Here is a 5,848-nt window from a genome sequence, read left to right on the forward strand (position 1 = left end):
TGCGGCGGCGTCTCGGTTCGCGCCGCGTCCGCCGACCTCCGGGGACGGGATTCGGGTGGGGCCTGCCGCAGCGCGGCGAGCTGGGCCTGGAGCCGGCTGATCGCGCGCCCCTGGCGGTAGGCCACCACGGCCAGCACGATGATCACAAGCCAATGCATGGCGCTGACCCCCAAGACGACGCGGTTCGGCGGCGGCGGCCCGCCGGCCCGAGCTAGAGTGGAACCGTTGTACAAGCCTTACGCCGGCGCGCGACCGTTTCCCGACTGGCGGAACGTGACGAAGGCTGGTTCATAAGTTCTGCTGTTCCTGTCCAGAAAGTTTATCGATTTTCCTTGCTTGAAACGCGGGCCTAGGCTGCCCGCCACGGTCAGAAACAGGAGGAAGTCATGGACGGAAATGCTGGCGGACCCTCGCCCCTTAGCGATCCGAAGAAGGAGCGGGGCGCGCTCCGGTCGCTGCTGGGCCGGACCAATCGCGACTGGTGGCCGAACCACCTGTCCATGGACATCCTGCATCAGCAGGGCGTGTCGGGCGACCCGATGGGCGACGACTTCGACTACGCCGAGGCCTTCAAGACGCTGGACTACCAGGCGGTGAAGAAGGACCTGACCGCCCTGATGACCGACAGCCAGCCCTGGTGGCCGGCGGACTACGGCCACTACGGGCCGTTCTTCATTCGCATGGCCTGGCACTCGGCGGGGACCTATCGCACCGGCGACGGCCGCGGCGGCGCGGGCGCGGGGCAGCAGCGTTTCGCCCCGCTGAACAGCTGGCCGGACAACGGCAACCTGGACAAGGCGCGGCGCCTGCTGTGGCCGATCAAGCAGAAGTATGGGGCCAGCCTGAGCTGGGCCGACCTGATGATCCTGGCCGGCAACGTGGCCATCGAGAGCATGGGCGGGCCGGTGTTCGGCTTCGGCGGCGGCCGGGCCGACGTCTGGGAGCCCGAGAAGGACATCTATTGGGGCACCGAGGAGCAGTGGGTCGGCGAAGAGGGCAACGAGACCCGCATCCAGCCTGAGAAGCAGATGGCGCTGGAGGAGCCGCTGGCGGCGATCCAGATGGGGCTGATCTACGTCAATCCCGAAGGCCCCGGCGGCGTCCCCGACGCGCTGCAGTCCGCGCGCGACATCCGCGAGACCTTCCATCGGATGGGCATGAACGACGAGGAGACCGTCGCCCTGACCGCCGGCGGCCACACCTTCGGCAAGGCGCATGGCGCGGGCGACGCCAAGAAGGTCGGGGCCAGCCCCGAGGGCGCCGACATCGCCCAGCAGGGCCTGGGCTGGCAGTCCGGCCACGAGAGCGGGATGGGCGACCACGCCATCACCTCGGGCATCGAGGGCGCCTGGACCCCGACGCCGACGACCTGGGACAACAGCTTCTTCCACATGCTGCTGGACTACGAGTACGAGCTGGTCCGAAGCCCGGCCGGAGCCAAGCAATGGCAGCCGGTGAACCAGAAGCCGGAGGACATGGCTCCGGGCGCCCACAGCCCGGACCGCCGCCTGCCGACCATGATGACCACGGCGGACATGGCGCTGAAGATCGACCCCGGCTTCCGCCAGATCTCGGAGAGGTTCCGCGACGACCCGGCCTATTTCGCCGACGCCTTCGCCCGCGCCTGGTTCAAGCTGTGCCACCGCGACATGGGTCCCAAGGCCCGCTACCTGGGGCCGGAAGTCCCCGCGGAGGACCTGATCTGGCAGGACCCGATCCCGGCGCGGCAGGGTCCGGTGATCGGCGCGGCCGAGATCCAGGCGCTGAAGGGCAAGATCGCGGCGTCGGGCCTGAGCGTGGCCGAGCTGGTGGCGACCGCCTGGGCTTCTGCGGCGACCTATCGCGGGTCGGATCACCGGGGCGGCGCCAATGGCGGACGCCTCCGCCTGGCCCCGCAGAAGGACTGGGACGTCAACGAGCCGGCGCGCCTGGCCAAGGTGCTGAAGGCCTATGAGGACATCCGGACGGCGTCGGGGACCAATGTCTCGATCGCGGACCTGATCGTGCTGGGTGGTTCGGTCGGGATCGAGCAGGCGGCCCGGGCCGCGGGCCACGACATCGAGGTCCCGTTCACGCCGGGCCGCACCGACGCCTCTCAGGAGCAGACGGACGTTGAAGGCTTCGCGGTGCTGGAGCCGCGCGCCGATGGCTTCCGCAACTATCTGCAGGTCCGGTTCAACGTGCCGACCGAGGAGCTGCTGGTCGACCGGGCGCAGCTGCTGGGCCTGTCGGCGCCGCAGATGACGGTGCTGGTCGGCGGCCTCAGGGTGCTGGGCGCCAACCACGGCGGGTCCGGCCACGGCGTCTTCACCGACCGGCCGGGGCAGCTGACCAACGACTTCTTCGTCAACCTGCTGGACATGAAGACCGGCTGGAAGAAGGTCGACGGCGAGGGCGACGAGACCTTCGTCGGCACGGATCGCCTGACCGGCGAGCAGCGCTGGACCGCCACCCGGACCGACCTGGTGTTCGGCTCCAACTCGCAGCTGCGGGCCCTGGCGGAGGTCTACGCCTCGGCCGACGCGGGCGGGAAGTTCGTGCGCGACTTCGTGGCCGCCTGGACCCAGGTGATGAACAACGACCGGTTCGACTTGGCGACATCCCGCCAGGGCTGATCGGCGTCAATATCGCGCGTCGCTCCGGGGCGTCCGCAGGACCACCCCGGAATGATGATCCCTGGTCAGCCGGGGATCGGCGCGCGCCCCGTCCAGCACGATTGCAGGGCGTCGCGGCCGTTCCACCAACGGAGGGCGTTCAGATCGCCATGCGTCTGGATTCCGGGGGTCGCGGGGCCCCAGTTCAACCAGAACCGCGTCCTGGCGACGCCGACGACGACGTCGTCCAGGCCGTAATCGGAGCCGACGCCGCGCAGGTCGTACGGGGTGGGCGGAAGGCGTTCGACCGCCTCGAGAAGCGGGACCACGCCGGCGCAGGCCTCCGAATCCGCCCAGGTCGTCATGACCCGCGCTCCGATCCTGTCCAGCGCGTCGCCCTCGTCGGTCTCGTCCTTCGGCAGCCGACCCCAGCGGTCGCGGCGCACGATCCAGCGCCACCCCTGGTCGGCGCCGCCGCCCGGCGAGGCGTCGATGCGATAGACGGCGACCGTTTCCCAACTCTCGTTGTCGGGGGCCTCCACCAGCAGGACCAGCTCGGGAGCGCTGTCGCCGAGCTCGCGGCGCTTGGCGGCCTCGAACGCCCTGTCTCCGCGCGAGTCCGGGGACGGCGCCGTCGCCAACAGGGCCGCGGCCAGGATCGACAGGGACATGGGACGCCTCCTCCTCGGATCATCGAGCTTGAACCATGAGAAGGCGGGCTGGCGAGACTTCAAGACAACTGATAGGTCCTGACGTCTTCGCAAACTTCGGCTTATGCATGCTCCCGACCCTTCGCCAGCTTCAGTACCTCAAGCTCCTGGCCGAGCACGCCTCGTTCAGTCGGGCGGCCGAGGCCGCGCACGTCAGCCAGCCGGCCCTGTCGGCCGGGGTGCAGGAGCTGGAGAAGGTGCTGGGCGCGCCGGTGGTCGAGCGGACCCGGGGCAATGTCCAGCTGACGGCGGTGGGGGCCGAGGCCGTGCGCCGGGCCGAGGACGTGCTGGCCCGGACCGAGGACCTGGTCGAGGCGGCGCGCAACGCGGGCAAGCCGCTGTCGGGCCGCTTCCGCCTGGGCGTCATTCCGACGGTGGCGCCGTTCCTTCTGCCCGCGCGCCTGCCGGAGCTGCGCGAGGCCTATCCCAAGCTGCGGCTGTTCATCCGCGAGGACCTGACGCCGCGGCTGGTGGCGGCGCTGAAGAGCGGCCACCTGGACGCCGCCGTCATCGCCCTGCCCCTACACGGCCGCGGGCGTGGACCACGCCCGGATCGGCGACGACGAGATCCTGGCCGCCGCCCCGGCGGGCCACGCCCTGGCCGCGCCCGGGCCGATCGCGCCCGGCGCGCTGAAGGCCGAGGATCTGATCCTGCTGGAGGACGGCCACTGCCTGCGCGACCAGGCGCTGGCCGCCTTCGACATCGAGGCGCCCAAGGGCGACGACGTCTTCGCCGCGACCAGCCTGCACACCCTGGTGCAGATGGTGTCCTCGGGCCTGGGCGTGTCGTTCCTGCCCGAGATGGCCGTGCGGGCGGGTCTGGCGGACATGCCGGGCGTGGTGGTGCGCCCGATCTCGGCCAAGGCGCGCGCGCGAGATCGTGGTGGCCTGGCGCAAAGGCTCCAGCCGGGCGGCGGAGGCGCGGCTGCTGGCCGAGGCGCTGAAGCTGGACTGAGCGCCGCCGTTCATTACCACTCCGTAAGGTGCGCCCCGGTTCGGCCCTGATAGGGTCCCGCTTGCCCGTCTGTCCGGGCGTCGGAGCCCGCCCATGAAGACCCGCCTGATCCTGACCGTCGCCGCCTCGGCGCTTCTGCTCGGCCTGCCGGCCGCCGCCCCCGCCCTGGCGCAGACGGCGTCCGCCGCCGCCCCGGCCGGATCGTGGTGCCCCCCTTGGGCTTCCAGGAGCGGACCCTGCCGAACGGGCTGAAGGTCTACACCTCGCGGGATACGTCGACGTCCAACGTCACGGTGCAGGTCTGGTACAAGGTCGGCGCCAAGGACGACCCCGAGGGCCGGTCCGGCTTCGCCCACATGTTCGAACACCTGATGTTCAAGGCGACGCGCAACCTGCCGCAGGAGACCTTCGACCGCCTGACCGAGGACGTCGGCGGATCCAACAACGCCTCCACCGGCCTGGACGTCACCAACTATTTCGAGACCGTGCCGGCCCAGCACCTGGAGCGGATGCTGTTCGCCGAATCCGAGCGGATGGGGTCGCTGGTCGTGGATGAGGCCTCGTTCGAGAGCGAGCGGGACGTGGTCAAGGAGGAGTTCCGGCTGCGCGTCCTGGCCACTCCCTACGGCCGGTTCCAGCGGCTGCACTCCCAGGCCTTCATCTATCAGGACAGCCCCTACCGCCGCCCCGGCATCGGCTCGATCGCCGACCTGGACGCGGCCACCATCGACGACGTGTTGCGCTTCCACGCCACCTTCTATCGTCCGGACAACGCCTATCTGATCGTGGCGGGCAATTTCGACCAGGCCCAGCTGGACGCCTGGATCGACCAGTATTTCGGCGGCCTGGAGAACCCCGACCGGCCGCTGCCGGTGAACAACGTGCCCGAGACCTACGGGACCGCGCGCGACGCCACCTTCTACGGCCCGAACGTGCCGCTGCCGATGGTGCAGATCGCCTGGCCGACCGTGCCCTACGGCCATCCCGACCGGGCGGCGCTGGACGTGCTGGACGGCATCCTGTCGACCGGCGAGTCGAGCCGGCTGTACCAGTCGCTGGTCTATCGTCAGCAGATCGCCACCACCGCCACCTCGTCGAACAGCCAGCAGCAGCAGGTCGGGGTGGTGACCGCCAGCGCGATCATGAGCGCGGGCCACACGCCGGAAGAGGGCCTGGCGGCGCTCCGCGCCGAAGTCGCCCGCCTGCGCGACGAGCCGGTGACGGCCGCCGAGCTGGCCGAGGCCAAGACCGAGCTGACCGCCCAGGCCCTGCGCGGGCTGGAGACCATCGACGGCCGCGCCTTCACCCTGGGCTACGCCTGATCATGACCGGCGATCCGCGGACCGCGACCGCGACGTGGCCAACATCCAGGCGGTGACCGCCGCCGACGTGCAGCGGGTGGCGCGCCAGTATCTGAGGGACGACCGGGCCATCTCGATGCGTTATCTGGCCGAGGACGCCGAACACCCGGCGACCCCCGTGCGCGAGCAGTTTCAGCGCGCCCATCACCCTGGCGAGCCTGGCCCCCGGCCGGCGAGCCGGTGACCCTTGCTGCCCCCGAGGCCGGAGCGGACGCCGCTGCCGGCAGC

The 5,848-nt window shown here is 70.7% G+C and carries 5 protein-coding genes and 1 pseudogene; 5 read left to right on the forward strand and 1 reads right to left on the reverse strand.

Annotation, left to right across the window (positions count from 1 at the left end; all coding sequences use genetic code 11):
• The first annotated feature begins 386 nt into the window (after positions 1 to 386).
• Positions 387 to 2,615, forward strand: coding sequence for a catalase/peroxidase HPI (gene katG / locus AC2W7C_RS12700; protein WP_486001767.1), 2,229 nt, complete (start codon positions 387 to 389; stop codon positions 2,613 to 2,615).
• A 65-nt stretch (positions 2,616 to 2,680) separates the two neighbouring features.
• On the opposite strand, the gene AC2W7C_RS12705 is transcribed toward katG, so the two are convergent.
• On the reverse strand, positions 2,681 to 3,265 hold the full coding sequence (locus tag AC2W7C_RS12705; protein ID WP_486001768.1) for a hypothetical protein: 585 nt from the start codon (positions 3,263 to 3,265) through the stop codon (positions 2,681 to 2,683).
• 107 nt (positions 3,266 to 3,372) lie between these two features.
• On the opposite strand from AC2W7C_RS12705, the pseudogene AC2W7C_RS12710 reads away from it, so the two are divergent.
• The 4 genes and pseudogenes from AC2W7C_RS12710 (at position 3,373) to AC2W7C_RS12725 (ending at position 5,804) form a co-directional block, all read left to right on the forward strand.
• Positions 3,373 to 4,259 (forward strand): annotated as a pseudogene (locus AC2W7C_RS12710) (hydrogen peroxide-inducible genes activator).
• 93 nt (positions 4,260 to 4,352) lie between these two features.
• A complete protein-coding gene (locus AC2W7C_RS12715; protein WP_486001769.1) occupies positions 4,353 to 4,511 on the forward strand; it encodes a hypothetical protein in 159 nt (52 codons plus the stop codon).
• A complete protein-coding gene (locus AC2W7C_RS12720; protein WP_486001770.1) occupies positions 4,463 to 5,581 on the forward strand; it encodes a M16 family metallopeptidase in 1,119 nt (372 codons plus the stop codon). The genes AC2W7C_RS12715 and AC2W7C_RS12720 overlap by 49 nt, the downstream gene beginning before the upstream one ends.
• Before the next feature lie 34 nt (positions 5,582 to 5,615).
• Positions 5,616 to 5,804, forward strand: a complete 189-nt coding sequence (locus AC2W7C_RS12725) for a hypothetical protein (protein ID WP_486001771.1) — start codon at positions 5,616 to 5,618, stop codon at positions 5,802 to 5,804.
• Positions 5,805 to 5,848 lie beyond the last annotated feature (44 nt).

It is taken from the genome of Brevundimonas sp. CURTG3B2_SDJG, assembly GCF_057364705.1.

What these genes read in the sequence shown, in the direction of transcription:
- katG (WP_486001767.1), top strand. Translation starts at nt 387, where the DNA reads ATGGACGGAAATGCTGGCGGACCCTCGCCCCTTAGCGATCCGAAGAAG.
- AC2W7C_RS12705 (WP_486001768.1), bottom strand. Translation starts at nt 3,265, where the DNA reads ATGTCCCTGTCGATCCTGGCCGCGGCCCTGTTGGCGACGGCGCCGTCC.
- AC2W7C_RS12715 (WP_486001769.1), top strand. Translation starts at nt 4,353, where the DNA reads ATGAAGACCCGCCTGATCCTGACCGTCGCCGCCTCGGCGCTTCTGCTC.